Annotated in this window: 2 protein-coding genes and 1 pseudogene; 1 reads left to right on the top strand and 2 read right to left on the bottom strand. The window is 64.3% G+C overall.

What is annotated here, in order from left to right; translation table 11 throughout:
- Nucleotides 1–207, bottom strand: a pseudogene (locus tag P775_RS29175) (signal recognition particle-docking protein FtsY); the annotation flags it as partial.
- Nucleotides 208–575: 368 nt separating this feature from the next.
- On the opposite strand from P775_RS29175, the gene P775_RS22675 reads away from it, so the two are divergent.
- Nucleotides 576–986, top strand: coding sequence for a hypothetical protein (locus P775_RS22675; protein WP_099913117.1), 411 nt, complete (start codon nt 576–578; stop codon nt 984–986).
- 130 nt (nt 987–1116) lie between these two features.
- On the opposite strand, the gene P775_RS22670 is transcribed toward P775_RS22675, so the two are convergent.
- A partial coding sequence (locus P775_RS22670) for an exodeoxyribonuclease VII large subunit (RefSeq protein ID WP_281256114.1) occupies nt 1117–1774 on the bottom strand: 658 nt, incomplete at its 5' end.

The raw sequence follows: 1774 nt of genomic DNA, 5'->3' as shown, positions 1-1774 counted from the left end.
AACCGGACCGGGCGCGGGGCGTTCGACCGGAGGCGTGACATCCGGCGCGGGCGGCGCGGGCACATCCGGCCCCCGGGACGCAGAGGGCGGCAGATCCGGTTCCGGCTCGGCACTGCCGCCCTCCTCGACGATCGCATCCAGCCCCTCTTCCAGCCTCGATGAGGATTTGAACAGTTTTGTCTTCAGCTTGCCGAAAAAGGACATCATGTCGCTCCCATTCACGTGGCGTTGACCTAATACGCCTTTGGCCAAGATGAAAGTCCGTTGACGCCATGGATTTCAGCGCCTGACTGTCGGCATCCTTTAGGATGTCCTACAGCGCTCCGGGCCATCCCGCCCGAGCAGCTATCGCCCGCAACGCGCCTCAAGGTCAGGACTGTCCTGAGACAGCTATTCCTTCCCTCCGGCAAAGCGTGAGCCTGCCGAAGGCATCGAACAGGCCAGAAGATTGAACAGACCAGAGCACGCAGAGGGAACACCGTCCCCATTTGCATCTGGAACATCCGGAGATCTGCATTAACCTAGCGTCACATTCTCGTCTTCACAGAACCCCTATTGTCTGGCAAATTAATCAAATGCAACATATCCTCCGACTCCTCACCGCACTCAGCCTGATGGCAGCGCTGGCCTTGCCCGCAAGCGCCCAGCCCCCCATGTCCGGCCCGGAATTCGACGCCTACGCCACGGGCAAAACGCTCGTCTTCGGCCAGGATGGCCAATCCTACGGTGTCGAGCAATACCTGCCCGACCGCCGCGTGCGCTGGTCCTTCATGGACGGGGACTGCACCGAAGGCAGATGGTACGAAGCTGCGGGCCAGATATGCTTTCTCTACGACGGCGCATCAGACCCGCAATGCTGGGCCTTTTTCAAAGAAGATTCGGGCCTGCGTGCGGTGTTCGAAAACACCCAGGATGGCACCAACCTCTACGAAGCCAGACAGCAGTCTGATCCGATGCTCTGCTACGGCCCGAAGACTGGCGTCTGATCAGAGAGCCTTCGCCTGACACCGTGTCGCGTAACAACCCACCCCCGCACGGCATAAAAGCGACCGCAGTCCAGTCATGCGGCGCGCGCGATAGCGCGCCCTGCCCCGTCATGCGCCCGCGGCAGCGCAATCAGAACAGGGATCCCTGCTCCGGCGCTTTTTTCGTGGACTTCTTCATCGCACTCCCGCCGATCTTGAACCGCCCGTCGGCAAACTCGATCTCCAGCCCCGAGGCCTGCGCCGCGGCCGTCTTGCCGGTCACCACATGGCCGTCGCCGCGCACCACCGCATAACCGCGCTCCAGCGTCGCCTTATAGCTCAGCGTCTCGCGCAACCGGTCCAGCGCGTCCAACTTGCGGCGCAACTCTGCCAGTTGTCCAGAGGCCGCCTCGTCAAACCGGCGCGACAGCGCGCCAAGACGTTCGCGCTTGACACCCAGATCGCGCTGGATGGGGCGCAGCGACAACCTGTCACTCCGCCGCCCCAGTGCCTCGCGCCGCGCCGTGATCAACCTCAGCAGCGCCGGATCCAGCCGCCCGGCCCGATCCTCCAGCCGCCGCGCCTCCCCCTCAACCGCGCGGTGCAGCAAGGCTGGACGCAGACTTCCGGCTCGCTCGGACAGACGCACCCGCCGGGTCTGCACCGACCGGATCAGCGCGGCAGGCAAACGCTCGCCCACCGAATCAACCTTCTGACGCGGCTGATCCAGCAAGGTCTCGACCCGTGGCAAAGCGCGCGCCAGATCGCGCAGCCGCTGGCCACGCACCTCCAGCCGTTGCCCCAGCGCC

It is taken from the genome of Puniceibacterium antarcticum (genome assembly GCF_002760615.1).
In the GTDB taxonomy this organism is placed as follows: domain Bacteria; phylum Pseudomonadota; class Alphaproteobacteria; order Rhodobacterales; family Rhodobacteraceae; genus Puniceibacterium; species Puniceibacterium antarcticum.
This window is presented reverse-complemented; position numbering and strand designations above follow the sequence as displayed.

Bases quoted from the DNA above. Each gene is read 5' to 3' on its own strand.
- P775_RS22675 (WP_099913117.1), top strand. From the start codon at position 576: ATGCAACATATCCTCCGACTCCTCACCGCACTCAGCCTGATGGCAGCG.